Source organism: Acinetobacter sp. 789_lipA (genome assembly GCF_058242845.1).
Window position 1 is genome coordinate 3,523,449 of sequence record NZ_JBZAYS010000001.1, and the last position, 25,054, is coordinate 3,548,502.

The 25,054-nt window shown below is 41.2% G+C and carries 22 protein-coding genes, 4 pseudogenes and 1 other annotated feature; of the genes and pseudogenes, 11 read left to right on the forward strand and 15 right to left on the reverse strand.

The features are described from left to right. Window positions 1-229 precede the first annotated feature (229 nt). The 5 genes and pseudogenes from AC4CUZ_RS17370 (at window position 230) to AC4CUZ_RS17390 (ending at window position 5,553) form a co-directional block, all read left to right on the forward strand. Window positions 230-924, forward strand: a pseudogene (locus AC4CUZ_RS17370) (alpha/beta hydrolase). Window positions 925-1,473: 549 nt separating this feature from the next. Further along, window positions 1,474-2,933 (forward strand): annotated as a pseudogene (locus AC4CUZ_RS17375) (cytochrome ubiquinol oxidase subunit I). Beyond that, entirely contained in the window at window positions 2,926-3,930 is a 1,005-nt protein-coding gene (cydB, locus tag AC4CUZ_RS17380; protein ID WP_004694788.1) for a cytochrome d ubiquinol oxidase subunit II, read from the forward strand. The pseudogene AC4CUZ_RS17375 and the gene cydB overlap by 8 nt, the downstream one beginning before the upstream one ends. 14 nt (window positions 3,931-3,944) lie before the next feature. Further along, window positions 3,945-4,067: a hypothetical protein gene (locus tag AC4CUZ_RS17385; protein ID WP_004694789.1), complete on the forward strand. Its 123-nt coding sequence runs from the start codon at window positions 3,945-3,947 to the stop codon at window positions 4,065-4,067. Between the two features lie 79 nt (window positions 4,068-4,146). Next, on the forward strand, window positions 4,147-5,553 hold the full coding sequence (locus AC4CUZ_RS17390; RefSeq protein WP_490747960.1) for an aminotransferase-like domain-containing protein: 1,407 nt from the start codon (window positions 4,147-4,149) through the stop codon (window positions 5,551-5,553). Window positions 5,554-5,681: 128 nt separating this feature from the next. On the opposite strand, the gene AC4CUZ_RS17395 is transcribed toward AC4CUZ_RS17390, so the two are convergent. The 5 genes from AC4CUZ_RS17395 to AC4CUZ_RS17415 form a co-directional block, all read right to left on the reverse strand. Then, window positions 5,682-6,608, reverse strand: a complete 927-nt coding sequence (locus AC4CUZ_RS17395) for an HPP family protein (RefSeq protein WP_234303959.1) — start codon at window positions 6,606-6,608, stop codon at window positions 5,682-5,684. 18 nt (window positions 6,609-6,626) lie between these two features. Next, window positions 6,627-7,337, reverse strand: coding sequence for an LrgB family protein (locus tag AC4CUZ_RS17400; protein ID WP_419381253.1), 711 nt, complete (start codon window positions 7,335-7,337; stop codon window positions 6,627-6,629). Next, window positions 7,330-7,746, reverse strand: a complete 417-nt coding sequence (locus AC4CUZ_RS17405; RefSeq protein ID WP_278344950.1) for a CidA/LrgA family protein — start codon at window positions 7,744-7,746, stop codon at window positions 7,330-7,332. The genes AC4CUZ_RS17400 and AC4CUZ_RS17405 overlap by 8 nt, the downstream gene beginning before the upstream one ends. Before the next feature lies 1 nt (window position 7,747). Further along, entirely contained in the window at window positions 7,748-9,400 is a 1,653-nt protein-coding gene (locus AC4CUZ_RS17410) for a nitrite/sulfite reductase (protein ID WP_278344949.1), read from the reverse strand. Window positions 9,401-9,468: 68 nt separating this feature from the next. Further along, window positions 9,469-10,290, reverse strand: a complete 822-nt coding sequence (locus tag AC4CUZ_RS17415) for a hypothetical protein (protein WP_114837651.1) — start codon at window positions 10,288-10,290, stop codon at window positions 9,469-9,471. A 185-nt stretch (window positions 10,291-10,475) separates the two neighbouring features. Here AC4CUZ_RS17415 and AC4CUZ_RS17420 point away from each other — a divergent pair, with 185 nt between their 5' ends. Further along, on the forward strand, window positions 10,476-11,408 hold the full coding sequence (locus AC4CUZ_RS17420; protein ID WP_001040037.1) for an IS5-like element ISAha2 family transposase: 933 nt from the start codon (window positions 10,476-10,478) through the stop codon (window positions 11,406-11,408). A 7-nt stretch (window positions 11,409-11,415) separates the two neighbouring features. Here AC4CUZ_RS17420 and AC4CUZ_RS17425 read toward each other — a convergent pair whose 3' ends face one another. From AC4CUZ_RS17425 to AC4CUZ_RS17435, 3 genes and pseudogenes are all read right to left on the reverse strand, one after another. Continuing rightward, window positions 11,416-12,090 carry a glutathione S-transferase family protein gene (locus AC4CUZ_RS17425; protein ID WP_114837649.1) on the reverse strand — a complete coding sequence of 225 codons (675 nt, stop codon included), beginning with the start codon at window positions 12,088-12,090 and terminating at the stop codon, window positions 11,416-11,418. Window positions 12,091-12,221: 131 nt separating this feature from the next. Beyond that, a protein-coding gene (locus tag AC4CUZ_RS17430; protein WP_490747961.1) for an IS3 family transposase occupies window positions 12,222-13,441 on the reverse strand; the annotation gives its coding sequence in 2 pieces (ribosomal slippage) (window positions 12,222-13,165 and window positions 13,165-13,441; 1,221 coding nt in all). After that, window positions 13,050-13,166, reverse strand: a sequence feature (AL1L pseudoknot). Its footprint overlaps the gene before it by 117 nt. A 43-nt stretch (window positions 13,442-13,484) precedes the next feature. Beyond that, window positions 13,485-14,424: pseudogene (locus AC4CUZ_RS17435) on the reverse strand (NADP-dependent oxidoreductase); the annotation flags it as partial. A gap of 143 nt (window positions 14,425-14,567) precedes the next feature. Here AC4CUZ_RS17435 and AC4CUZ_RS17440 point away from each other — a divergent pair. Together AC4CUZ_RS17440 and AC4CUZ_RS17445 are read left to right on the forward strand one after the other, a co-directional pair. Continuing rightward, window positions 14,568-15,176, forward strand: coding sequence for a TetR/AcrR family transcriptional regulator (locus AC4CUZ_RS17440; RefSeq protein ID WP_419381044.1), 609 nt, complete (start codon window positions 14,568-14,570; stop codon window positions 15,174-15,176). A 104-nt stretch (window positions 15,177-15,280) separates the two neighbouring features. Further along, on the forward strand, window positions 15,281-15,511 hold the full coding sequence (locus AC4CUZ_RS17445) for a hypothetical protein (protein ID WP_005093650.1): 231 nt from the start codon (window positions 15,281-15,283) through the stop codon (window positions 15,509-15,511). A gap of 83 nt (window positions 15,512-15,594) precedes the next feature. Here AC4CUZ_RS17445 and AC4CUZ_RS17450 read toward each other — a convergent pair whose 3' ends face one another. The 3 genes from AC4CUZ_RS17450 to AC4CUZ_RS17460 all read right to left on the reverse strand — a co-directional run bounded on the left by AC4CUZ_RS17450 (window position 15,595) and on the right by AC4CUZ_RS17460 (window position 18,846). Then, window positions 15,595-16,722 carry an alkene reductase gene (locus AC4CUZ_RS17450; RefSeq protein WP_419381043.1) on the reverse strand — a complete coding sequence of 376 codons (1,128 nt, stop codon included), beginning with the start codon at window positions 16,720-16,722 and terminating at the stop codon, window positions 15,595-15,597. Window positions 16,723-16,925: 203 nt separating this feature from the next. Then, window positions 16,926-17,603, reverse strand: coding sequence for a type 1 glutamine amidotransferase domain-containing protein (locus AC4CUZ_RS17455; protein WP_419381042.1), 678 nt, complete (start codon window positions 17,601-17,603; stop codon window positions 16,926-16,928). Between the two features lie 85 nt (window positions 17,604-17,688). Beyond that, on the reverse strand, window positions 17,689-18,846 hold the full coding sequence (locus AC4CUZ_RS17460) for an iron-containing alcohol dehydrogenase (RefSeq protein WP_419381041.1): 1,158 nt from the start codon (window positions 18,844-18,846) through the stop codon (window positions 17,689-17,691). A gap of 183 nt (window positions 18,847-19,029) precedes the next feature. On the opposite strand from AC4CUZ_RS17460, the pseudogene AC4CUZ_RS17465 reads away from it, so the two are divergent. After that, a pseudogene (locus tag AC4CUZ_RS17465) lies at window positions 19,030-19,358 on the forward strand (IS3 family transposase); the annotation flags it as partial. A gap of 85 nt (window positions 19,359-19,443) precedes the next feature. Here the strand turns inward: AC4CUZ_RS17465 and AC4CUZ_RS17470 are convergent. From AC4CUZ_RS17470 to AC4CUZ_RS17485, 4 genes are all read right to left on the reverse strand, one after another. Then, window positions 19,444-19,746 (reverse strand): putative quinol monooxygenase, encoded by a 303-nt coding sequence (locus AC4CUZ_RS17470; RefSeq protein WP_000920558.1) that lies wholly within the window; start codon window positions 19,744-19,746, stop codon window positions 19,444-19,446. Between the two features lie 335 nt (window positions 19,747-20,081). Beyond that, window positions 20,082-20,912 carry an S-formylglutathione hydrolase gene (gene fghA / locus AC4CUZ_RS17475; protein WP_490747962.1) on the reverse strand — a complete coding sequence of 277 codons (831 nt, stop codon included), beginning with the start codon at window positions 20,910-20,912 and terminating at the stop codon, window positions 20,082-20,084. A gap of 228 nt (window positions 20,913-21,140) precedes the next feature. Beyond that, window positions 21,141-22,253 (reverse strand): S-(hydroxymethyl)glutathione dehydrogenase/class III alcohol dehydrogenase, encoded by a 1,113-nt coding sequence (locus AC4CUZ_RS17480; protein ID WP_279692524.1) that lies wholly within the window; start codon window positions 22,251-22,253, stop codon window positions 21,141-21,143. A 21-nt stretch (window positions 22,254-22,274) separates the two neighbouring features. Beyond that, window positions 22,275-22,550, reverse strand: coding sequence for a metal/formaldehyde-sensitive transcriptional repressor (locus tag AC4CUZ_RS17485; protein ID WP_001133624.1), 276 nt, complete (start codon window positions 22,548-22,550; stop codon window positions 22,275-22,277). 468 nt (window positions 22,551-23,018) lie between these two features. Here AC4CUZ_RS17485 and AC4CUZ_RS17490 point away from each other — a divergent pair, with 468 nt between their 5' ends. Together AC4CUZ_RS17490 and AC4CUZ_RS17495 are read left to right on the forward strand one after the other, a co-directional pair. Beyond that, a complete protein-coding gene (locus AC4CUZ_RS17490) occupies window positions 23,019-24,014 on the forward strand; it encodes a zinc-dependent alcohol dehydrogenase family protein (protein WP_279692533.1) in 996 nt (331 codons plus the stop codon). Then, window positions 24,004-25,020, forward strand: coding sequence for a zinc-dependent alcohol dehydrogenase family protein (locus tag AC4CUZ_RS17495; protein WP_279692535.1), 1,017 nt, complete (start codon window positions 24,004-24,006; stop codon window positions 25,018-25,020). The genes AC4CUZ_RS17490 and AC4CUZ_RS17495 overlap by 11 nt, the downstream gene beginning before the upstream one ends. Window positions 25,021-25,054: the final 34 nt, after the last annotated feature.

Here is a 25,054-nt window from a genome sequence, read left to right on the forward strand (position 1 = left end):
AAATAAACCGATAAAAGGTTATGCCCTATTTTTACTAAATTTTAGATTCAATATAAAAATTAAGTACTTAAATAATAAATATGTTTTCAAAAATGACTGCGAAAATTTAGCCCACTCATCTCTTTAACTTACAATCAGTTGATTGTAACAATACAGAGAAGCATAAAACCAAGCTAGTCTCACTAAATTTTTCACGATAAGATGATATTTTTACTCTAGGGATAAGAAGATAAATAAGAAGCCAACAATTATTTTAGTACATGGATTTTGGGGCGGCGCTGCCCATTGGTCGAAAGTCATTACTGACCTATCTCACCGAGGTTACGAAGCCTTACGTGCCGTTGAACTGCCGCTCACCTCTTTGGCGGATGATGTCGAAAGAACCCGTAAAATGATTGCACAAGTACAAGGAGATGTACTTTTAGTTGGCCACTCCTATGGGGGGCGGTCATTACCGAAGTGGGTAATCAACCCAATGTTGTGGGTCTAGTCTATATTGCAGCTTTTGCACCCGATGCTGGTGAAAGTCCAGGTGGCATTACGCAGCAACATTTACCCGTTGGTGCCCCCAACTTAGAACCCGACAGTGACGGATACCTTTGGGTCAAAGCCGATAAATACCATGAAAGCTTCTGTCAGGACTTAACGAATGATGAAGGACTGGTCATGGGCATCACCCAGAAAGCCCCTGTTGCGAGTACTTTTGGCGATACCATTTCAAACCCAGCATGGAAAAACAAACCATCTTGGTACCAAATTTCAACTGAAGACCGCATGATTCACCCTGAAAACCAAGCCATGATGTCTTCACGCTTAAATGCTCAAAAAGTCATTTCTTTAGATGCCAGTCATGCTTCACTCGCGTCTCAACCCAAAGTCGTTGCTGATTTAATTGATGAAGCCGCAACTTTCCTTGCGCGTTAAACTATCTATATTGAAGGGAGTCTACAAACTCCCTTTTTAGAGCTATTTTAAGTATCAAACGACTTCGAATCACAATAGATAGCGCAATATCATTATCCTGTAGGTGTAAATATTCGCACATACTCGGTTCGATGGCTGTCAGCTAGACTTCAGCTTTTACTACTGAAACTATCCTTTATAATAAAGTTCCCTCGTTAAAAGTTTTATTCAAACTACGCTATTTCAAACAAGGTGTTATGCAAGTTTTGAATAACATTTTTTAACTAATTCAGCATCAAAACTTTCTGTATATTTTAATGAAGTAATAAGAATGAATAGATCATAAAAACAGTTCAAAAAATATAACAGACTAAGTGCAATTTTCTATTTTGTTATATTTTTTCTCTCCAATTCTTGTACCTACATCTTCTAGACATCCTGATGCAAGATCATCATCAGTATTTTAAGTAGGTAGTTTTTAATGAAACGATCTATGCTTTTTTATCATTCCGATTTAGACAGCAACTGGGTATCGAACCGTCGATATTCCTGCCAGCCATGGAGGATGCAATGAGCCTCGGATTAACCGCACTTGAGTTGGCAAGAATTCAATTTGCCTTTACTGTTTCTTTTCATATTATTTTTCCTGCAACCTCTATTAGTTTAGCCTGCTTTCTTGCCATGCTGGAATGGAAGTGGCTGCGCACCCAAAATCCAATTTATAAAGACTTATTCAAGTACTGGATTAAGATTTTTGCCGTGGCATTTGCTATGGGAGTTGTTTCAGGCATTGTCATGGCCTACCAGTTCGGCACCAACTGGAGTGAGTTTTCACGCATCGCAGGCAGCGTCACAGGGCCATTGCTCACGTATGAAGTCATGAGCGCCTTCTTTTTAGAAGCCGGTTTCTTGGGCATTATGCTATTGGTTGGGGACGGGTCAGCCCCAAAGCCCACTTTTTTGCCACGTTAATGGTCGCTATCGGTATTTGTATTTCCATGTTCTGGATTTTATCCTCCAACAGTTGGATGCAGACACCTCAAGGCTTTGCCATTGAAAATGGCATTATTGTCCCCACAGATTGGTGGGCAATTGTGTTTAACCCATTCTTCCCCTACCGATTTGCCCATATGGCAGCAGCGGCCTTCCTAGTCTCATCACTTTTAGTGGTCGGCACCGCAGCATGGCATTTGCTGAAAGGTCGTCGTGATGAGTTAGTGAAAAAATCTTTTTCCATGGGCTTATGGATGGTCCTGGTCACGTCTTGCTTACAAGTTGTGATTGGGGACAACCACGGTTTAAATACCTTAAAACACCAACCTGCAAAATTGGCAGCCATTGAAGGTCATTGGGAAACCAATCGTGATCATGGCATGCCTTTATTACTGTTCGCTTTACCGAATATGGAAACAGAATCGAATGATCTTGAGATTGGTATTCCCAATCTGGGTAGTTTGATTCTGACGCATTCCCTAGAGGGTCAGGTCACTGGTTTAAAAGACTTCGCAGCTGAAGACCGTCCGAATGCACTGATTGTATTCTGGAGTTTCCGTGTCATGGTTGGCTTGGGTATGTTAATGGTTTTACTCTCATTAACAGCGCTGTGGCTGCGTAAAAAAGGCTCTTTATATGAAAGCAGTTGGTTTCATAAATTTGCCATCATCATGGGGCCTACAGGTTATATCGCGCTCCTAGCAGGTTGGGTCACTACAGAAGTTGGTCGCCAGCCTTGGGTGGTGTATGGCGTGATTCGAACTAAAGACGGTTTATCGCATACAGTCACCGCAGATCAAGTCGGCTTGAGCCTGATTATTTTTGTTCTGGTCTATACCGTCGTCTTTGGCGCGGGTATTTACTACATGCTGCGCTTGATCAAACTAGGCCCTGCTTTTTCTACGCCTTTAGATGCCGTACAAGATACTGGCCCGGGGCATTTTAAAACCCCTCTACGTCCACTCAGTGCTGTTGAAGAGTCTATCGATACCACTGATCCCTCTGCTCAAAATAGTAAGGAGAAACCACATGATTGATCTCGCTTTGGTTTGGGTCGGTATCATCGGGCTCGGGGTACTCATCTATGTGGTTATGGATGGTTTCGACTTAGGCATTGGCATTCTGTTTCCCTTTATGAACGGAACGCAAGAACGTGATGTGATGATGAATACCGTCGCGCCCGTTTGGGACGGTAATGAAACATGGATGGTCCTCGGTGGTGCTGGCTTATTCGCTGCATTTCCTTTGGTCTATTCAACTGTTTTATCGGCACTGTATTTACCCATTATTTTTATGGTAGTGGCTTTGATTTTCCGCGGCGTAGCATTCGAGTTCCGCTTCAAAGCCACGCGCACCAAATACCTCTGGGATCTTGCGTTTATCTGGGGCTCTATCTTATCGAGCTTTTTCCAAGGCGTGATTTTAGGGGCTTATATCCAAGGTATTCAGACCACCAATGGTATTTACAGCGGTGGTGGATGGGACTGGTTCACGCCATTTACATGTTTTACCGGTCTAGGGGTCGTGGTCATGTACGCCACTTTAGGCTGTGGCTGGCTCATTTGGAAAACCGAAAAAGAGATACAACAACGGATGTATCATCTGATGCCTAGACTGATTATTGCTTTGCTCATCATCTTCGGTGCAGTGAGTTTATATACGCCACTGACCCATCCTGAAATTGCGCAGCGTTGGTTCTCTCTGCCGAATCTATACTATTTTAGCCCCGTGCCAATTTTAGTTTTACTGTTTGTAGGCTTGATTCTATCGGCATGCAAAAAGCAGCATGAACTAAAACCGTTTATCTATACTTTGGCTTTAGTCTTTTTGGCTTTTACTGGCTTCGTCATCAGCTTATGGCCCAATATTATTCCGCCATCGGTCACTATTTGGCAGGCCGCTGCACCTGAGTCAAGTTTAAAGTTCACCTTGGTGGGAGCTGCAATTTTAATCCCAATCATCATTGCCTATACCTTCTTGTCCTATTGGGTGTTCCGTGACAAAGTACGTATAGGAGATCAGGGTTATCATTAATTGAGGAGATAGACATGAAAAAATTTGTTGATCGACTCAGCCCACGATTATGGTTTATTTTATTGTGGTGCTTTGGCTTTATTTCTCTCGCACTGATTGCGGGTTTCTTTAAGCTGTTGCTGAGTTTTGCTTACTAAAACCAGCCAAGCATTTTTTATGAATTAGGCACGGGACTTTCAATACATGTCCTGTGCCTTTTAATTGCAGCGAACCCATATGTATAAATCAGAAAAACTTGCGCTCAGCCTGAAACATTTGATTGAAAGTGGTTTTTGGAAAGCCAACGATAAACTACCTTCACTACGTCAACAAGCTGAAACATCGGGTTTTAGCCTGATGACGGTGATGAATGCCTATCAGGAACTCGAAGCGCAAGGTCTGATTTATTCACAAGAAAAACTCGGTTACTTTGTGACAGGCGATGCGCGCTCAGAAAGCAACTCCAATAGTGTCATCCTCAACGAAAAAATTGAAATCAACTCTAAAATTTTCAGATATTTAAAATCGATCCAATCTGAACAAATGGTTCCCTTTGGCATTGCCTTTCCCAACAGCCAACTACTCTACTCTGCCAAGCTGATGCAAACGTTGGGACAACGTGCCAAACACCGTCTCAGTTATGAACAGATGCCAAGTTTACCTCCCGGAAACTTTGAGCTGCGGAAACTGATTGCGCAGCGCTACTGTATGCAAGGGATTCCAACAGACCCGTCCGATATCGTAATTACCTCGGGCGGATTAGATGCTTTAAACCTCTCCTTACAAGCTATGACCCAACCGGGTGACTACATTTTACTTCAAAAAACAATATTTTATGGCGCATGGCAAGCGGCTGAACATTTGGGCCTGAAAGTCATTAGTATTCCTGAACATGAAGAACACGGTATTGACCTTGAAGCTTTTAAAGATGCAATTGAACGTTATCCAATTAAAGTCTGTCTGCTGATGCTCAACAGTCACAACCCAATTGGTTTTACGGTCAGTGACGACATCAAATACCAACTGGCAAAGCTACTGCACGAGCGCGATATTTATTTAATTGAAGACGATGTTTATGAAGAACTTTATTTTGATCATAAAAAACCGCTGTCGATGAAATACTTTGATCAGAAAAATTTGGTTTTACACTGCTCTTCTTTTTCAAAAACTTTAGGTGCGGGTTTTCGGATTGGTTGGGTCTATGCGGGTAAATTTTCGGAGCATATTCAGCATCTACAGCTGATGAGCACGCTTTCCGTTAACTCGTTTATTCAAAATGCTTTGGTTGATTATTTATCGCATCGACACTATGAAAAGCACTTAAAAACTTTGCGTAACACCTTAAAACGTCTCAAAAATCAGTATTACACTTATTTATCTGAATATTTGTCTGAAGATTATCAAATTCATTATTATCCATCGGGCTATTTTTTATGGATTACCTTGCCTGAGCAGATCAATGGCAATTTAATTTATGAGCAGCTCTTAGAGAAAAATATCAGCATTGCGCCCGGCTCATTATTTTATCAAACGGATAATATTCCACATCATATTCGGATCAATTGTTCATTTGAAATCAATGAACGTATTCAAAATGCCTTAGATGCCTTGATCCAATGTATTTATCCAGAAGCATTTGAATAAAAGTTGAATGGTTTAAATCCAGACTGATTTAAACCATCTTTTTATTTGAAGAGACTCACTGCCCATACTGCAAATATCACCATCCCAGAGATAAAATGACATGATCAGATCATGTCATTCCTCTCAAGTTAGGTATAGGATTTCTCAGCACTCATATTCTGAAAATAGGTGCGATAGATATAGACACAGCCGAGTGAAAAACCAGCCATCAGACCAGATGCGACAGGTAAATGCATCACACTGTCTTGTGGAAAGACGAAAACCAAAAATGGAAAGGCATATACTGCAGGAATTCGCATATCAAAGAGCTTGAGCAAAAGAAACATCAAGGGCATATATATGAGGGTGAGCAAGATCCAATCTTGAATCCACAACTGCATAAGCACGGCCATTGAAATCGACAGTGTCAACACAGCAACCTGCTTAAGATACATTTTCAACGAATACATCATCATATTTAATGATTCGTACACCACCACTGTAATCGGTGGAATCAGTGCCATCGCTTCAACCTTGAAAATAGCAGCGAGTGCAAAACCGATTAAAGTAATACTGGCATATACACCTATTTTTCGTCGATCAAAATTGCCTTTCCTCTCCACGCCTTGGTTCAGTTTAAAGAGCACAACACCCAACATCAGGATAAAACTGGTGGCAAAAATCGAAATCAAAAACGATATTTCATAGGCTTGGGTCACAATCGGCAAGAAACCCGTGGCCAGTGCGGGCGGTAATATATAGTTAAACATCCGCATCACAAGTAACATGGCACAGAGAACCAAAACCAGTTTGAACAGATATGAAATCGGCATCAAATTAACGCAGAAGCCGATTACAGCCGTCAAACTGGGTAAAATAAAAATTTTATCTGGCTGATTGAGCCACTGTTTATCTCGATAGACCCACAGCCCAACCGCCATCGCCGCCATTTCAGGCAGAATAATTTCACGATCATTCAGTCCATAGGCAGCCGCCACCATGAGTACTATAAAGACAAAGGCCGCAAGATAGCTTTTGGGGCTTAAGATTGTCTTTGCATGTGACATAGGATTCATATTCGATTCCTTATTGATTTAAAAAGATATAAAGCCAAGTAAATCCTTCGTCACTGCAATCAGCGATGGCGCAAATAGCACCATAATGATTCCTGAAATAATCATCGAGAGACTGGCAATGACGCCTTCCAATTCATGCCGCTGTCTTGCCCGAACTATGCCCATAGCATGTGCGGCATTACCCAGTGCTGCGCCAGAAGCAAGGTGATTTTTGTATTTGATCCAAAACAAAAGGAGGTCTCCCAACAACATACCGACCAAACCTGTAATCACGGTAAATAGCGGAATCAGGCTGATAGAGCCCCCCACTTTTTCGGTAAGCACCAAAGCGAAAGGAATCGAAATGGAACGCGCCAACAGGCTATTTTTAACGATGTCATCAAAATCCAATAGGCTCGCCAAAAACCAACTGCTGAAAATACCCACCAACATGGCGAGGCTAGAACTGAAGAGCAACACTTTAAAATGTTGCTGAATCATGCGGCGATAACGAAAAACAGGAATAGCAAAAGCCACTGTGATTGGACCGAGCATGGCCACCAAATATTGGGTATAAAAGTAATAGTCTTGGAACTGATGCTGTAAAAGAAAGATCAGTACGATGCTCAAGCTAGGAACAACAATAATGGGGGATAAATAGATTTTTTGTGTTCGAACAAAAAGTTGCTTTGCCATGAAATAGCACAGCACGGTCCAAACCAAGTAAAAAAGCCCCCAGCATTCAGTCATACTGATCTTCCTGTTTTGGTTCCTGATTTAGCTCTGGCTGCTTTAACAGCAACCGCACGCTATATACAGAAACCATCATCACTAAAGCGGTGCTGATTAAAATCACTAGCAGAATTTTCCAACCACTGGTGATCAATAAATCCTGATATTGAATCACACCGACCACAGGCGGAATGAAAAACAGCAGCAATTCAGCCAGCAACAGATCGGCACCGCGTTCAACGTGGGCTAATTTCAGCCACTTCATTTCAAGCAAGAACAGCAGCAGAAAAAAACCAAGTACTCCAGATGCCACAGGCAAATTCAACAACTTTTGTAAGACATAAGCACAGCTCCAAACGGCCAAAATAATGATGATTTGGTAGCTCGCAGTGTTTAACTTCTTCAGCCGAGTTCGGTCGTCCAACATCTCAATTTATGTCCGCATATGCCCGCGCTTTAAACGGCTGGATCGAAACACGTTTGTAAGTTTCTAAAAAAGATTCATGCTCCAAACGCAAATCCAGATAAGTATTTAGAATTTCTTCGAGCACATCGGGAATATCTTCCACAGGAAATGATGGCCCTAAAATATCACCGATGGATGCATCATGATCTGAGTTACCGCCTAAACTAATTTGGTAATATTCAGCGCCTTTTTTATCGACACCTAGAATGCCAATATTACCGACATGGTGGTGTCCACACGCATTCATACAACCTGAAATGTTCAAATCGACCCTGCCTAAATGATATAAAGCATCCAGATCATCAAAACGGCGAGCAATCGCCTCATACACCGGAATGGATTTGGCATTTGCCAAGGAGCAAAAATCGCCACCTGGACAGCAAATCATGTCAGTCAGAAAGCCAATATGCGCACGAGCCAAATTGCCACGATCTAAGACTTGCCACAGTTCAAACAGATCCTTTTGGCGTACATCGGTTAAGGCAATATTTTGCTCATGCGTGGTTCGCAGCTCACCAAAGGTATATTGGTCAGCCAAATCTGCAATTAAACGCATTTCATCGGAAGTCATATCCCCCGGTGCTACACCCGCCCGTTTTAAGCTGATCGTAACGATGCGGTAGCCCGCGACTTTATGTGCATGGGTATTGATATTGAACCAGTGTTTAAACTTCGGATACTGTTGGAACAACGCCTCAAAATTTTCTGCATCTAAAGGTTCATAGGCAAACGGTCGAAATACGGCATCCATTTGCGCTAAAACACTAGGCTGAACTTTGAGCAGTGTTTGAGTATGTGCAAACTCAGCTTCCACTTTTTCCGCAAAGCCCGCTGGAGTGAGGGCTTTCACTAAAATTTTAATACGCGCTTTGTATTTATTATCACGGCGACCATGCAAGTTATATACACGCATGATGGCATCTAAATAAGCAATTAAATCTTCACGGGCTAAAAATGGCTTAATCACATGTCCCGCTAAAGGGGTGCGTCCAAGCCCACCACCGACTTTAATTTGATAACCTAACTCCCCCGTTCCATTTTCTACCAGATAGACCCCAACATCATGAAAAGTTGTGGCAGCACGGTCTTGTTCAGGGTGTGCACAAACTGCAATTTTGAATTTACGCGGAAGGAATGAAAACTCTGGATGGAAAGTACTCCACTGGCAAATTAGTTCACAGGTGGGGCGCGGGTCTGTGAGCTCGCCCTCAACTACACCTGCATATTGGTCTGTGGTGGTGTTTCGAATACAGTTGCCACTGGTCTGAATAGAATGCATGTGTACTGTAGCGAGTTCCTGCAAAATATCGGGGACATCTGCAAGCTGCGGCCAATTCAGTTGAATATTTTGACGCTTAGAAATATGCGCATAACCACGGTCATACTTCTGTGCAACCTCAGCCACCTTACGCAATTGCTCTGTGTTCATTAAGCCATAAGGCACTGCCAAACGTAGCATGGGTGCATAACGTTGAACATATAAACCATTTTGTAAGCGTAAGGGGCGGTATTCTTCTTCGGTCAGTTTTCCCTCTAAATAACGCTGGGTTTGGTCGCGAAACTGTGCGACACGTTCATTCAATAAATTTTGATCAAAGTCTGTGTATAAAAACATGGGGATGACCTAGGTATATGCATCAATTGAAAGAAAAGCTGTTTTGAATGGGAGATCAAAAATGCAAGTTAGGCGAAAAAAGTCGCCGGCTTTCGGGACACGCCATGTTGTAGACAGGTCTGCATATACTCGGCATAGACCGATAACTTTTCATAAATATGCTCGGCATAGAACATATCTTCAACCAACTGGGTCGCTTGCTGCTGGTTATAACTGCCATAACTCAACAATAACTGCGCATTCAATGTGGCGAATTTTTCACATAAATCGATATATTGCTGATCTTTGTTTTTAAAGAACAATTTCCGCATATTCCATTCACTACTGTCGATGATGACATCTTGTGGATGGGTAGAAATATAGTTGATTTTGACTTTAAAAAACTGTTCCAGCTCTGCGAGTTTTTGTGTATTGAGCACCAATGATGTCACCAAAAAAATCTGCGAGACATCAGTTCGACATAGCGCTTTGATCAATGAAAAATAGAAAAAATCGACATCATTGAATACGCTATCACTCAAATCTAAATAAACATTGAGTGCCTCAAGCACGTCATCTATTTTTAGGTTTTGTTTTTGCTCTGCTTGATAGTAACGATTGAGGATATTGAGTACGGTTGGCGTGGCTGGACTGCTATAAATCACTGGATGGTTTAAATTTGCCAAGATAAAAGGCGCAAATAAAAATGCGACCTCGGCATGTTCTGCTTGAATGGCAGACTGCACGATATACTGAACTTTAGCGCTTGAAAAATCACGTAAGACTTTAGCACGCAGCAAAGTTGCTTCTAAGTTTAAATACTGCTGCGCAAGTAGATGTTGCAGTTGATCTGAAAGACCCTGCCCCTCAACCAATTCAGAAATTGTATTCAGTTGCTGTGTTATAAACATTACGCCACCATCAAGATTGTGATCCCTTCTTGAGTCAAATTTTCAGCTATTTTGGTGTGAATGAGTAGCTACAGTAAGGCTTGAAAAAACTATAACAGCGTGCCTCCTTCTCAAGTTTTATAGGTGCAAAAGGCTTTGTTGCACAAACCTAGCCTATAAGGTTTATTCAGTCCTATAATTTCAAAATGAATAAACCTACTCCTAAAACTTATCGTACAACCAACTGGTCTTCCTATAATCGCGCTCTCATTAATCGGGGCAACATTTCCATTTGGTTTGATCCAAACACTCAGTGGTATGCACAACCACAAAACAAGCAAGGTCGAAATCAAACTTACTCCGATACGGCTATTCAATGCTGTTTAATGATCAAATCTTTATTTAGACTCTCTTTACGCATGGTCACAGGTTTTGTTCAAAGTCTGATTAAACTTTGTGGATTAAATTGGACCGCACCAGATTACAGTACGCTTTGTCGAAGACAAAAACATATTGATATTGCGATTAGCTATCAAAAAAGTAGTGATGGGCTACATCTACTCGTCGACTCAACTGGCTTAAAGTTTCTAGGTGAAGGTGAGTGGAAACGTAAGAAACATGGACCTGAATATCGTCGCCAATGGCGTAAGCTTCATATTGGCATCGATGCTGAAACCTTGCAAATACGTGCAGTACAGCTTACTACAAATAATGTGAGCGATTCGCAAGTACTCGGTGATTTACTTGCTCAAATTCCCTTAGATGAACGAATTGATTCGGTCTATACCGATGGTGCTTATGACACGAAGCACTGCAGACAAGTCATTCTAGATCGAGATGCACATGCGCTCATTCCGCCAAGAAAAAATGCAAAACCATGGAAAGATCAGAAATTGAGATCTTTAGAGCGGAATGAGTTACTGAAAACAGTTAAACGTTTAGGAAGAACGCTTTGGAAAAAATGGTCTGGTTATCATCGTCGAAGTTTAGTTGAAACCAAGATGCATTGCATCAAACTATTAGGTGATAAATTAACAGCAAGGAGTTTTTCTAGTCAGGTGAATGAGATTCATGCACGCATAGCCGTATTGAACAAATTTACAGAATTAGGTCGTCCTCATACCCAAGTTGTCACTTGAATTCTGTTCAAATGAGCAGAGTGTTATCTTTTAAATCTTTGTGCAACAAAGCCCTTTTCACACCATTTTGTTCAATTTGTACTGCGGCTTGCCAGCTAGGTAGTTGGCTTAAACCTGCTACATAACGTTGGATATGGGGATAATTTCCACCTTGTCCCATATGATAAACTAAAGCATGTAGTCCAAAGCCCATCATAAAGTCAGCACCGGTTAAACGGTCTGCCACTAGAAATTCTTTATCTTTTAAATATTCATTTAAATGGCCAAATACTTTATCGAACTCAACTTGAGTATAATTTTCTAGAAATACCAACTTCGTACCCTGCTTGGTTTCTATCGCATTAAACGTTTTTAACAAAAATGGCAGCATGGCCGAGCTTTCTGAGAAATGAATCCACTGTAGATAATCGACATAGGTAGATTCATCCATATCTGGTGCTAAATGCGGCGCAAGTTTCTGAATTAATAACTCAACGATCGCACCCGACTCTGCAATAACTTTGCCATCCCATTCCAATACTGGAGATTTCCCTAAAGAATGAATGGTTTTTAAAGAGTCAGGGGCCAAATGCGTGTTTGAGTCACGATAATAGCGTTTCAACTCATAAGGCTGCTTGATTTCTTCAAGTAACCACAAAATGCGAAAAGAACGTGATTGATCTAAATGATGTAGTGTGATCATGATAATTCCTATTTTTTAAATTTTTACAACCACTTTGCCAAAGTTTTCTCCTTTCAACATACCATTGAAAGCATTGATCGTGTTATCTAAACTGAACCGTACCAGGTACGTCGGAGACTTTTTTATTTAAGTTAGGCCACCTGACCTAACGGGTTAATCTTATCATAGTACATTGCTTCAAACTCAAAAGGCGATACATAACCCAGTGCACTGTGTACACGCTTTTTATTGAACCAATCTACCCAGTTTAGTGTCGCAAGTTGTACATCTGCTAAACCTTGCCAATCTGCTTTTAAATATTCAATCACCTCTGTTTTGTATAAGCCATTCACCGTTTCAGCCAGAGCATTATCGTATGAATCACCAGTTGTACCGACTGATGCTCGTAAATTTGCTGCTTCTAAACGATTGGTATAGCGAATGGAAAGATATTGCACACCCCTGTCGGAATGATGAATCACATTCTTTGGCATGCCTCGATCGTGCAATGCTTGCTCCAATGCATCGAGCACCATATCTGTATTCATCCGTGTAGATACTTTCCATCCAACAATTGCTCGCGAGAACACATCAATAATAAAGGCGGTATAGACCCAGCCTGAATGAGTTTGAATATACGTAAAGTCACTGACCCATAATTGGTCAGGTCGATCAGCACTAAAATTACGTTTCACTAAATCATCTGCTCGTTTTTGATCATCTCGGTTGCGGGTAGTTTGTTTGTTCTTACCTCGCCAAACACCTTGTATACCTAGCTTCTGCATCAATCGAGCAACTGTACAACGTGCGATGACATAACCTTCACGTTTCAGTTTTTGCCAAACTTTACGTACACCATATCGACCTAAACTTTCTTTCCAAATACGTTTGATTTGCTCTGCATGATGTAAATCATGCAGAGCACGTTTCGCTCGATGTTCTGGATTGTCAGCGAGATCTAAAGTTCGGTAATAGGTTGAAGCTGCGATCGGTAAAATCCTACAAATCGCATCAACACCATATCGATCTTTATTGTTATGGATAAAATCCACCATTATTTGTATGGGCGGTCGAGCTCCGCCTGGGCGAAAAAAGCGGCTGCTTTACGTAGAATTTCATTGGCACGCTTTAATTCTTTAATTTCACGTTCCATTTGCTTCATTTTTTCTTGATCAGATATCTGTTGTACTTTAATAGGATTTTGCTGATCTAAATGCTTTTGATGCCAGGCACGAAGTGTTTCAGGAGTACAACCGATCTTAGGCGCAATTGCTGTGATTGCAGCCCAAGTAGAAGGATAATCTTTTTCAGATTCAATCAATAATTGAACCGCTCTTTCTCTGATTTCAGGGGTATATTTTAATTTTGTCATCGGGATAGTCTCTCAGAATATTGACTCTCCGACAAACCCGGTACGATTCAAAACCTTGCACCATATGCTCTTTATATTTGATTTTTCCGTCTTTCAACCATTCAGACATTTGCTGATAGAATTCCGGATACTGACTGCCATAATCATCAAAAATAATAAAGCCTTGCATGCGAATACGCTTTTTTAAAAGGGTGGAAATAAAGCCCGGTAAACGGTCTGGCCCTTGTGCTTGCTCGGTAGCGTTACCACACACCGGTACACGTGCCGCAGAGTTAAGCAATGGCCATACCGCATCAAACACTTTACCCCCCCACATTCTCATAATAAATATCAATACCGTTGGGAGCTGCTTGTTGTAATTGTTCTGCAAAATTTTCATCATGATGATTGATACAAGCATCGAAGCCGAGTTCTTCTACTGCATAACGGCATTTTTCAGCCCCACCTGCGACGCCAACCACGCGACAACCTTTAATTTTGCCAATCTGTCCAACCGTAGCACCAACAGGTCCTGTTGCAGCTGCAACGACCAAAGTTTCACCGGCTTTAGGCTGACCAATGTCCAACAGCCCCGTATAAGCAGTAAATCCTGGCATTCCCAAAATACCCAATGCCCAAAATGGATGTTCAGGTTGCATACCTAAGCTTTGACATGCAGTCCCATTAGAAATTGCGTAGCCCTGCCAGCCATTTCCGGAAAGAACCCACTCGCCTTCTTTGAATTTTGGGTTTTTAGAGGCCACCACTTGACTGACTGTTCCACCGACCATCACCTCGCCAATTTCAACCGGTGCTACATATGAAGGAGCATCACTCATGCGACCACGCATATAAGGATCGAGTGACAAGTAAATGGTTTTCAACAATATCTCACCTTGTTTAAGTTCATTGAGCTCAATTTGCTCAATACGAAAATCGCTGTGTTTTGGCTCACCCACTGGCCGTTTAGCTAAAACGATGCGTTGATTAATAACTGTTTTCACACATATAACTCCATGTTTTATTTAGAAATATTTCCCTTCACAATCAAAAATTATGATTAAAATTTCTTTACATCCATTGTAGATGAGTTATAATAAAAAACAATACGACTGGTCTATTTTTTACAATAGAGTAAATAATTAATATGAAGCCTACTCCTATTAAAAAGTCTGAAGCGAAGCGCTTACACATTCTTAACACCAGTTCAGACCTGATTTTGCATAAAGGTTTTACCGGTGTAGGATTACAGGAAATTTTACAGAGCTGTGAGATCCCTAAAGGCTCGTTTTATCATTATTTCCAATCCAAGGAAGCTTTCGGATGTGAATTGGTACAGCATTATGTAGATAATTACCAAGTCCGTTTAAATAATGTATGGCGTAGCGATAAATCCCCTTATCAAAAGCTGATTGAGTATTTTAATTTATGGATAGAAGATCCTGAAACACAGTGTGGTTGGGCGGATAGCTGTTTAATTGTGAAACTTGCCGCAGAAGTTGCCGATCTATCTGAAGATATGCGCTCCATTATGTCCGCTGGCGTCGATGATGTAATCGAACGTATTGCTGCTTTAATTGATTTGGGTAAACAGGATCAGTCTATCCAAGCAGATACTGAGGCCTCGACGTTGGCACAAGTACTTTACCAAATGTGGTTAGGTGCAGCATTACTGAGTAAGTTGCAAAAAGATAAAACACCATTACATCAAGCGCTGAGAGCAACTAAATTTCTATTAAAAAGTGAAGATTCATAAAAATTAAATTAAATATCAATTACATAATTAATGATAGCAGCCCAATGATTACTTATTAATGTGTTGCTATTAGATCAATTTACAATCAATGAGTATAGCGCACAATGAATTCTCCTTCTAAAGCCCTCATGACTCGTATTTTAGTTGGTTATTTAGGCTTATATCCCACACTATTACTGGTTCTCACTTTATTAAAGCCAATTACTCAGCATCAAAGTTTCCCGATGATGGTGTTGATTGAAGTCATAGTATTAGTGCCAGTAACGCAACTGATTTCTTTCCCACTGGCAGGTTGGCTCATTACCCAGATAAAAAATTTTAAGAATTTGTTTTAAGAAGAAGTTATGCTGGCAACAGCAATCCTAAGTTCTTACTTTGCCAACCATAAAGGTTGGCAAAATAACTCACTTAGTCGATATTAATCTGCGTAAGCTGGATAATCAATATAGCCTTTTTCCGTCCCACCATACATAGTGCTTGCATCTACTGCATTCAATGGCCAGCCATTAGCGATGCGATCGGGTAAATCTGGATTCGCAATAAATGGGCGTCCAAATGCAATTAAATCGGCCAGCCCTGCCTCTAAAATTCGAGTCCCTCTTTCTGCCGTATATCGACCTGCGTAAATAATCCGACCACTGAAAGTGTCTCTGACATCTCTACGAAAATCATGAGGAAGTTCTGGTGCATTATCCCAATCAGCTTCTGCAATCGATAAATAGGCAATCCCAACTTCTTCAAGTATCTTTATAGCCTCAATATAAGTCACATGTGGATCATCTTCAACTAACCCCATGTAAACACGATCTTCCTCTGTACTTTCAAATAGCGGGGCAAAACGCACTCCTAAACGATCTGCACCAACCACCTCAGCAACTGCCTGTACTACTTCACGTAAAAAACGCAAACGATTGTTTAGTGATCCACCATATTCATCTTCACGGTGGTTACTATGTGCAGAGATAAATTGATTTACCAAATAACCATTTGCACAATGAATTTCAACCCCATCAAAACCAGCAGCCAATGCATTACGCGCGGCTTGAGCATAGAGTTGCACTAATTCTTTAACTTCTGCATTGCTTAAAGCACGTGGCATTGAAGGATCAGCCAAGGCCCCTGCATTGGGCCCGGTTTCAATAAAGACTTTAACATTACTGTCAGCCCTAATAGCCGAGGGCGCGACCGGTGATGCATGATTGGGTTGCAAAGATGTATGTGAAACACGCCCAACATGCCAAAGTTGTGCAAAAATAATGCCTCCTTTAGCATGCACTGCTTCCGTCACTTTACGCCATCCAGCAATCTGTTCAGGGCTGTAAATACCAGGAGTCCAAGCATAGCCTTGACCACGTGGCTCGATTTGCGTACCTTCGGTGACCATAAATCCTGCCCCGGTACGCTGTTGATAATAGGTTGCCATCAGTTCATTTGGAATATTCCCTGGCTGAGTACTGCGCGACCGCGTTAATGGTGGCAATACAATACGGTTTTGCAAAACATACGGGCCTAAGCTTAAGTTTTGAAAAAATTTGCTGGCTTTCATTTCATTGTATCCAAGTCATCATGACTAAATTGATCTAAATTAAAAAAATACCCTTCCTTCCTGTATATAGAAAAATAAAGGAAGTAAAGCTATTCACTCAGGCCCTTCACCATTAAATGAGGGTTATTTTGCTTATTGCGCCAGTTGCTCAGAGTCAGAAGTTTTATTCACTGCTAAGCACCACAACAGGCACTCGCTACTCTTTATTTCAACAATTGAAGTAATGCTGTAGCTGTTGCAGCAGAAGAGGCTGGATTTTGTCCAGTAACCAGCAAGCCATCTACTTGAACATATACTTGCCAATCATCCACTTTAGAATAATGACCACCGTTTTCTTTAAGCATGTCTTCGACTAAAAATGGTACAATTTCAGTCAAACCTACAGCAGCCTCCTCAGTATTGGTGAAACCAGTCACTAATTTACCGCTAACTAAAGGCGCTCCATTACTCGCTTTCACATGACGTAGAACACCCGGGGCATGACACACTGCTGCAACAGGTTTGCCAGACTGAATCGCCTGTTCAATCAGAGAAATTGAAATTGGATCTTTTGCTAAATCCCACAATGGGCCATGCCCGCCTGGATAAAACACTGCATCATAATCAGCTACAGAAATTTCGCTAAGTTTATGCGTCTGTGCCAATGCTTGCATTGCAGTTGGATCAGCTTCAAAACGATGAGTGGTTTCAGTTTGTGCATCTGCTAAATTACTTTTCGGATCTAGTGGTGGCTGCCCACCTTGAGGCGACGCCAGCGTAACTTCAGCACCAGAGTCAATAAAGGTGTAATACGGTGCAGCAAGTTCTTCTAGCCAGAAACCTGTTTTCTTACCAGTATTGCCAAGTTGATCATGTGAGGTTAAAACGAGTAAAATTTTCATGTTATTTCTTCGATAATTTTCAGAATTGAGGAGCATTGTTGCATGATCACTTGCCGTGTGGCGTGACCACGACAGATACGCTTATTTAGAGGCTCGTCTCGAGAATTTGGCGACTGATCTCTAATGAAACATTTTTATGTTCGCCTAGCTGGGTCAGATTATGTGATTCGAGTTGCGTAATGATGATCTCAATATCTGTCGCCCCCAATTGATAATTGCTAAGACGAGTCGGCAATCCGAGTTGCTCAAAGAAGGTTCGAGTACGGGTAATAGCTGCATCAATACGTTGTTCTTCATCACCTTCGACAATCTGCCAGACACGAGCCGCATATTGTAGTAATTTTTCTCGCTTCTCTTGACGACGTACTTGTAGATTGGCCGGCAACACAATGGCCAAGGTACGAGCATGATCAATACCATGTAAAGCCGTGAGCTCATGCCCAATCAAATGGGTTGACCAATCTTGTGGTACACCAGCTCCAATTAGCCCATTCAGTGCCATGCTAGCAGCCCACATCAAATTCGCACGCGTGTCATAATCTGCTGAATCTTCCAAGATTTTCGGTCCAATCTCAATCAAAGTTTGCAATAGACCTTCGGCAAAACGATCTTGTACTTGTGCATTCACAGGGTAAGTTAAGTACTGTTCCATGACATGAATAAATGCATCGACCACGCCATTAGCCAACTGGCGCGTCGGCAAGCTAAAAGTTTTATTCGGATCAAGTACGGAAAATTGCGGAAAAACATAGGGACTGCTAAATGACAATTTGGCTTGGGTCGATTTTCTGGTGACTACCCCACCGCTATTCATTTCTGAACCAGTTGCCGGAAGGGTGAGTACACTCGCAAAAGGCAAAGCTTGGGTAATTTTATTACCATGGGTTTCTAAAATCTCCCATGTATCCCCTGTATAATTGACTGCTGCTGCAATAAATTTAGTACCATCAATTACCGATCCACCACCGACAGCCATCAAGAAATCTATCTTTTGTTCTCGAATCAGCTCTACAGCTTTCATGAGGGTTTCATAACTCGGATTCGGCTCAATTCCGCCAAATTCATGAATTTCTCTTGCACCTAATGCTTCACGCACTTCAGCTAAAGTACCATTCTTACGTGCACTTTCACCACCAAACAACATTAATACTTTTGCTTCTGTAGGCACATAGTCATTGATTTTAGCTATTGTATCGCCACCAAAAATAATGCGGGTCGGATTATAAAAGTTAAAATTCAGCATATTTTTATCCTAGAATGATCAGTTAATTGATTTGAAAAACCACCGTTATTCATCAAATAAACTTTTAAAAAATCGGACAACACTACGGCTTTTGCCTACACCATGTGCTAACTATACATAAAAATAGACCAGTCGTCTATTTTTATAAAAATTATTTCAGCTTGCGACTTTAGTGATGGTTAAACTAATTCAGATTTGTTCTATACCGCTTTTATTATTGATGTATTTTCACGAGCGATTGTTGGATGAAAGGTATCAACATGTATGACTATTGACATGGTCGTGAACGCATTGGCTGAAACAGTGAATGGCTCATACAAAATAGCAATGATTAAATATTTTAAAAGTAGATTGGCACGGTTTAGCAGATGTACAAATGCAACGCTAAATTAGATAGATTGGTTCAATATAAGGCATGTACATGGATTCATTCGTTTATTTACCCTGTTTTGATATTGACCCATGTAAATGATGAGATTAAGCCATTAAATAAAGTAGCCCAACTTGAATAAAAAGCCTCTGACAAACCTCACAGGGTTGAAGTGCTGCCTTTCATTCGAAATTTCAGGCAGCACCCTCATACATTTAAGCGTCGGTTTAAGCTGGTAGTTTACTCGCCAAAACATCTACTTTTTCAATAGACGGTGGCTCTGAAAATAGCTCTTCGGCCTGAGCCATCAACGCAGCTGCAACCTTGCCAGATAAATGTGCTTGGCGACCCGCCTCATCAGGAAATGCATCAAAAATACCAAATGTTGTAGGTCCAAGACGTAGGCCAAACCACGCAACTGTCGCAGGTTCTTCCATTACAATAGGTAAACCGGCTTTAAGGAAAGCTTCCACTTCGTCTTCTTTACCCGGTTTAGCTTCAAGACGGACATATAAAGCTGTTTTAAGCATGACTAAAACTCCACAATTGATTAAAATTAAAACTCATACTGACATTGATAATTTATGTATGTCAGAAAGTTTTGTTGTACAAAGATTAAAAACAATTTTCCATAGCAGAGCCAAAATTTGGATGTTTATTTCGACATAATGCTATGAATTTATTCAAGTTAAGATCATTAACATTTGAATCAAAAAATCAAGATATGAGATGATTAAATTCAATCTTAGTTATATAAGGATCAATTGATTCGTCCTTAGATTTATAAGCTGACCTCTTCATCTGGAAATTATATTGCTCAAGAAGCATTCAAGAACAACATTGTACATCCTCATATCTATGAAAGTTATTTAGCTAGGAATTTGCTGTGAAACTCTATATGTTTCTCTATAAAGCTCGCAATGAAGTAATAGCTATGGTCATACCCTTCTCTTAGGTTAAGTGCAAGAGGATATTCTTGTTCCAAACAAATATCACTAAGAAGCTTAGGCCTTAACTGTTCTTCAAGAAAATCATCAGCTGTTCCCTGATCGACTAAAATAGGTAAATGAACTTCAGTATTTTTGATTAATTCAATCGCATCATAGCTTTTCCATAAAGTTTCGGTTTCACCTAGGTAGTGTGTGAAAGCCTTTTTCCCCCAAGGTACTTGGCTAGGTGCAACAATCGGTGCAAAAGCAGAAATACTTTTATACAGCTCAGGATTTTTTAACCCAATTACTAATGCACCATGACCACCCATGCTATGACCCATAATGCTTTGGACTTGGTTGGTCGGAAAATTCAGATCAATCAGGTTTCTGAGTTCTTCCACAATATAATCATACATTTTGAAATGCTGTGACCAGGGTGCTCGTGTTGCATTTACATAGAATCCTGCGCCTTGGCCTAAATCATAATCTGCATGATCTGGTACATCTTCTCCACGTGGGCTGGTATCTGGTGCAACAATAATGACTTTATGTTCAGCCGCATACTTTTGTGCTCCGGCTTTAGTAATAAAGTTCTGTTCGTTGCAAGTCAGTCCTGATAACCAATATAAAACTGGCAACCGCTCATCTTTGTCATGAGGTGGCAGATATATTGAGAATTTCATTGAACAGTTTAGTGCTATTGACTGATGGCGATACACTTCTTGCGATCCACCAAAAGAAGCATGTTTCTCAATTATTTCCATAATCAATTACCTATGTTGAGCAAGACTTCATGAGAAATCCAGTAAACAAAGAGTCCGACATTCTCCACAGAGAATAGTGATAAAGATTTAAAATGTAGGCAGGTATGTTGAACCTATACACGATGCCTACACAGATAGATCGGTTTTACAGATAATGTGCCGTTTTAGAGGATTCCATGCATGTCATTCATGATGCACATGCATGGAAAACTATAAGGTCTGACGGAATTATTCGTAATGAATTACAGTACGAATTGACTTACCTTCATGCATTAGATCAAAGGCTTCATTGATCTGATCCAAGCCCATCGTATGTGTCACAAATGGTTCTAATTGAATTTTACCGTTCATGGCATCTTCAACCATTCCTGGAAGTTGCGTACGACCTTTTACGCCACCAAAGGCAGAACCTAACCATTTACGACCAGTAACCAGTTGGAATGGACGGGTAGAGATTTCTTGACCTGCGCCAGCTACACCAATAATTACGGATTGTCCCCAGCCACGGTGTGCACTTTCAAGGGCTGCACGCATCACATTCACGTTACCAATACACTCAAATGAATGATCTACACCCCAGCCAGTCATTTCGACAATGACTTGCTGGATTGGTTTGTCGTAGTCTTTAGGGTTCAAGAAGTCCGTTGCACCAAACTCTTTTGCCAGCGCAAATTTATCTGGATTCATGTCAACCACAATAATACGTCCTGCTTTAGCTTGACGTGCGGCTTGTACGACTGCTAGACCAATACCACCTAAACCAAAGACCGCAACAGTATCACCCTCTTGTACTTTAGCCGTGTTGTGTACTGCACCGATACCCGTTGTGACACCACAACCCAGTAAGCAGACATGTTCGTGATTGGCTTCAGGATTGATTTTAGCCAATGATACTTCTGCCACTACCGTGTATTCACTGAACGTTGAGCAGCCCATATAGTGGTAAATCGGTTGACCATTGTAGGAAAAACGAGTGGTACCATCTGGCATTACGCCTCTACCTTGAGTTTCGCGAACGGAAATACACAAGTTCGATTTTCCAGATTTACAGAATACGCACTCGCCACATTCAGCGGTGTAAAGTGGAATTACATGATCACCTGGTTTGACGCTAGTCACGCCTTCACCAACCTCAACTACGACACCAGCACCTTCATGCCCGAGAATAGCCGGAAAAACACCTTCAGGATCATCGCCAGATAAAGTAAATGCGTCTGTATGACACACACCGGTATGGGAGATCTTGATTAATACTTCACCTTTCTTCGGTGGTGCAACATCAACTTCAACAATTTGAAGAGGTTGACCAGGACCAAACGCAACAGCAGCACGTGACTTCATGGAATAATTCCTTATACAGATCTATTTTAAATATGATTTTAGAATCTTGGCGATTTCAGCCAATTCTTCTTTTCGTTGTTGTTCTGTAGTTTCACCTGATACTAAAGTGTCCTTTAAATGAACCTCCAACATTTCATTCATTAAACCATTAATAGCACCACGCACAGAGCATATTTGTTGCAGAATTGCACCACATTCCACATTGTCTTCTAACGCTTTTTCAATCGCTTGCGTCTGACCTTTGATCTTTCTGACGCGTAGAAGAATCTTTTTTTTGTCTTCAACCTGATTAGGCATCAGACCTCCTTACTTGCTAGCATTAATACTATAGTACCCCATAGTATAAAAAAAGCAATATTTTTTATAAATCGAAAATCAAAAAGACCTTTAGCGAAAATTTTCTATCCCTGTTTTTAGTTTTTTTTTAAATTAACATCGTAGAGCTGATGCTAAAGTCACAAAGAATGGGACTTTCAGCTCCCATTTTTTTATTTTGGCTCATGTTCTTTGTGATGCTGTGACCTTTTAGAATTATGTTTCAAATTTTAGCCACTTTGTAGATATTTTGAACATATCAAGCCTTGAAAATACTACCGACAGTTTAGATCAAACTGCCTTTACAGACTGTACTAGAATATTTTTAGTGAGCGGATGATATTTATTATTCATTATTTAGGAATTATTAAATCCTATAAATATCATTTATTGGATTAATTTACTTTGGTACTGTGCATATCATCCCCCAGTTAAGAATAAGGAACAACTATGAATAAGATGATGAATGCTCTTATCCTAGAAAATTTTGGTGATCATGAATTTAAACGTGTAGAACTCCCTATACCTCAACCAGAGGCTGGGCAAGTTCTAGTACGTATTCATGCTAGTGGTGTAAACCCTATTGATTATAAAATTCGTCTTGGTGAAGCACCATATGCTATGCCAGAGCTTCCTGCCGTGTTGGGAACGGATATGGCTGGGGTTGTAACTGCTGTTGGTGAAGGTGTCACCCACTTCAACGTCGGAGATGAAGTTTACGGTCTGATAGGTGGCGTTCGTGGTCTTCAAGGATCTTTAGCAGAATATGTTGTAGCAGATGCTGATCTGATCGCATTAAAGCCACGGAATATCTCTATGCGCGAGGCAGCAGTACTACCATTGACGTTCCTCACCGCTTGGGAAGGTTTAGTGGATAATGCGAAGGTCCAACCAGGGCAAACTGTACTGGTTCAGGGTGGTGCTGGTGGCGTTGGTTATATGGTGGTTCAGCTTGCAAAAGCACTTGATGCAAATGTTTGGGCGACTGGTCGTACAGCTGATCAATCACTGATTTCAGAACTCGGTGCAACACCTCTCGATTACACAACAGCATCTTCCGATGACATTATTGCTGCAAGCCCTGAGGGTCAAGGTTTTAACATTGTTTACGACACTGTGGGTGGTCCAGTACTCGAAGCTTCACTTTCCATGACAACTCACTATGGCCACATTACCAGCTGTGCTGCATTTGGTAATCATAATTTAGCGAGTTCATCTCTACGGTGTGCCACAGTGTCTGGCGTATTCGTCCTAATGCCGATGTTAACAGGCAATCGCCGTGCTCATCATGGTGATATCCTTAAGATCGCGACTCGTCTTGTTGAGGAAGGTAAACTGCGTCCTATTGTTGATCCTCGTCATTTTACTCTAAAACAAGCGATTGAGGCTCATGATGCTGTTCAAGATCGCTCTGCCAATATTAAGGTCGCGATTGATGTCATTTAACGCACTTCAGGCCAAGACTTGGCGCTTCAATAGTATTGGAGATACAGATGTTCTGACATTAGAAACACTTCCTGTTGCTTTACCAGCAGCAGGAGAAGTTCTAATCCAGATGAAAACGATCGGACTTAACCGGGCTGATGTAATGTTTCGGCGTGGTACTTATATTCAAAAGGCAGTATTCCCTTCTCGTCTGGGATATGAGGGAGCAGGCATAGTTCTGGCGATAGGTGAAGGTGTACGCCAATTTTCTCCAGGAGATGCAGTATCGATTCTTCCGACTGACAATCTAGCCAAATATGGGACATATGCGGACAAACTTCTGATTCCAGAAACTTTTTTAGTTCACAAACCCGATAGTTTAAGCTGGGAAGAAGCTTCTTCAATCTGGATGCAGTATTTGACGGCTTGGGGTGGTGTAATCCATGCTGGTGGAGTTTCGAAAGGAAAAACGATCTTGATCACAGCAGCTTCAAGTAGCGTAGGACTAGCTGCGATACAAATAGCTGAAGCAGCGGGTGCTAAGGTCATTGCAAGTACACAAACGATAGAGAAAAAGCAACGTTTACTGGATCTCGGTGTTAAAAATGTTATAGCCAGTGAAGATGAACCAGATTTGTATGAGGCGCTTGTTTCACGTTTGGGGGGAGAATATCTTGATGTCGCCTTCGATGCTGTAGGAGGGCCACATATTGAACAGATTGCAAAAGCGATGTCTTTGGGAGGAACTATGGTTATGCATGGTGCACTTAGCCCGGAGATCACACCATTTCCCCTTAAAGTTGCATTACGCAAGAGCTTAACCATGCGAGGTTTTTTGTTCCTTGAGGTTCTCCATGACCCTGTTCTAAGGGAGCAAGCCAGACGATTTATTCTTAGCAGTATAGGTGCAGGATATCTTCGTCCAGTGATCGACTGTTGCTTTAACTTTGAGGACATGCATGACGCTCAGCGCTATCTTGAATCAAATCAGCAAATAGGAAAAATTGTAGTTACTCTAAATACATGATGGTCTTATCTGATTTCTACTTTCTAGAAAAAAG

Coding starts and splice junctions, on each gene's coding strand:
- AC4CUZ_RS17495 (WP_279692535.1), top strand. CDS start 24,004: ATGTCATTTAACGCACTTCAGGCCAAGACTTGGCGCTTCAATAGTATT.
- AC4CUZ_RS17450 (WP_419381043.1), bottom strand. CDS start 16,722: ATGAAAGCCAGCAAATTTTTTCAAAACTTAAGCTTAGGCCCGTATGTT.
- AC4CUZ_RS17420 (WP_001040037.1), top strand. CDS start 10,476: ATGAATAAACCTACTCCTAAAACTTATCGTACAACCAACTGGTCTTCC.
- AC4CUZ_RS17385 (WP_004694789.1), top strand. CDS start 3,945: ATGAAAAAATTTGTTGATCGACTCAGCCCACGATTATGGTTTATTTTA.
- AC4CUZ_RS17490 (WP_279692533.1), top strand. CDS start 23,019: ATGAATAAGATGATGAATGCTCTTATCCTAGAAAATTTTGGTGATCAT.
- AC4CUZ_RS17455 (WP_419381042.1), bottom strand. CDS start 17,603: ATGAAAATTTTACTCGTTTTAACCTCACATGATCAACTTGGCAATACT.
- fghA (WP_490747962.1), bottom strand. CDS start 20,912: ATGGAAATAATTGAGAAACATGCTTCTTTTGGTGGATCGCAAGAAGTG.
- AC4CUZ_RS17400 (WP_419381253.1), bottom strand. CDS start 7,337: ATGACTGAATGCTGGGGGCTTTTTTACTTGGTTTGGACCGTGCTGTGC.
- cydB (WP_004694788.1), top strand. CDS start 2,926: ATGATTGATCTCGCTTTGGTTTGGGTCGGTATCATCGGGCTCGGGGTA.
- AC4CUZ_RS17470 (WP_000920558.1), bottom strand. CDS start 19,746: ATGCTTAAAACAGCTTTATATGTCCGTCTTGAAGCTAAACCGGGTAAA.
- AC4CUZ_RS17405 (WP_278344950.1), bottom strand. CDS start 7,746: ATGTTGGACGACCGAACTCGGCTGAAGAAGTTAAACACTGCGAGCTAC.
- AC4CUZ_RS17395 (WP_234303959.1), bottom strand. CDS start 6,608: ATGAATCCTATGTCACATGCAAAGACAATCTTAAGCCCCAAAAGCTAT.
- AC4CUZ_RS17390 (WP_490747960.1), top strand. CDS start 4,147: ATGTATAAATCAGAAAAACTTGCGCTCAGCCTGAAACATTTGATTGAA.
- AC4CUZ_RS17480 (WP_279692524.1), bottom strand. CDS start 22,253: ATGAAGTCACGTGCTGCTGTTGCGTTTGGTCCTGGTCAACCTCTTCAA.
- AC4CUZ_RS17425 (WP_114837649.1), bottom strand. CDS start 12,090: ATGATCACACTACATCATTTAGATCAATCACGTTCTTTTCGCATTTTG.
- AC4CUZ_RS17410 (WP_278344949.1), bottom strand. CDS start 9,400: ATGTTTTTATACACAGACTTTGATCAAAATTTATTGAATGAACGTGTC.
- AC4CUZ_RS17445 (WP_005093650.1), top strand. CDS start 15,281: ATGAATTCTCCTTCTAAAGCCCTCATGACTCGTATTTTAGTTGGTTAT.
- AC4CUZ_RS17415 (WP_114837651.1), bottom strand. CDS start 10,290: ATGTTTATAACACAGCAACTGAATACAATTTCTGAATTGGTTGAGGGG.
- AC4CUZ_RS17460 (WP_419381041.1), bottom strand. CDS start 18,846: ATGCTGAATTTTAACTTTTATAATCCGACCCGCATTATTTTTGGTGGC.
- AC4CUZ_RS17440 (WP_419381044.1), top strand. CDS start 14,568: ATGAAGCCTACTCCTATTAAAAAGTCTGAAGCGAAGCGCTTACACATT.
- AC4CUZ_RS17485 (WP_001133624.1), bottom strand. CDS start 22,550: ATGCCTAATCAGGTTGAAGACAAAAAAAAGATTCTTCTACGCGTCAGA.